This window comes from Neisseria sp. P0022.S010 (genome assembly GCF_051956635.1).
The window spans coordinates 1-714 of record NZ_JBQCXF010000786.1 but is presented as its reverse complement, the minus strand read 5'-3'; the positions used below and the strand labels follow the sequence as shown (position 1 = coordinate 714).

Genomic DNA, 714 nt, shown 5'->3' with positions numbered 1-714 from the left:
GGGTAACGCCGTCGAGGGCGAGATGCTCTTGCCAAACCTGCATCAATGGCAGGCCTGCCTGTTGCAGGTTGAGACCCAAGGCCGTCTGAATGTCTTTATTGCCGTAGCCCAGCGCGTAAACCACATGGACGGATTGACCTTCGGGCAGCGTCAATGGTTTGTATTCGAATTTTTGCAGGAATGCGCCTGCCGCTTCATCGTTTTGCTTGGCTTGGAACCACTCGCCCGGGGTAACGCTGCTCAAGTCGGTAGATTGAACGAGGTAAGGCAGCCATTGTGTGTTTTGCGTGAGGGTACGCAGGTTGGGGTAGTTTTGCAGGCAGGCAAAGAGGGATTCGGTAGGCAGCGTGAGCGGCAGGGTTTGTTCTTTTTTGCAACCGGCGACCAAAACGACAGGCAGGGCAAACCATTGGGCTTCGTTATCGTTTTCTGCCTTCAGGACTTCGCCCACGCTTTGAATCAGGCTGGTGTAAGTGCCGACATCGGGCGCCATGGTCATGGCCAATGAAAGGTTGATGTAATGGTTTTGGCTGAGCATGGTGCGGATTTCGGTTTGCAGTTGGCCGGCCGAGAGCTTGCGTGATGCGGAGGAGGAGTTGTGTGCCAGCTGATAGGCATTGAGCAGAAGGTAGTTTTTGATAGGGCTCTGCGGATAAGGGCGGGTATCTGGAAGAACAAAGGTTTTCATGACGGTTTGAAGTGTTGTGTTGTAAG

At 53.6% G+C, this 714-nt stretch carries 1 pseudogene; it reads right to left on the bottom strand.

Annotated features, from left to right (window positions below):
- Nucleotides 1-688: pseudogene (locus ACTHUT_RS21405) on the bottom strand (conjugal transfer protein); the annotation flags it as partial.
- Nucleotides 689-714 lie beyond the last annotated feature (26 nt).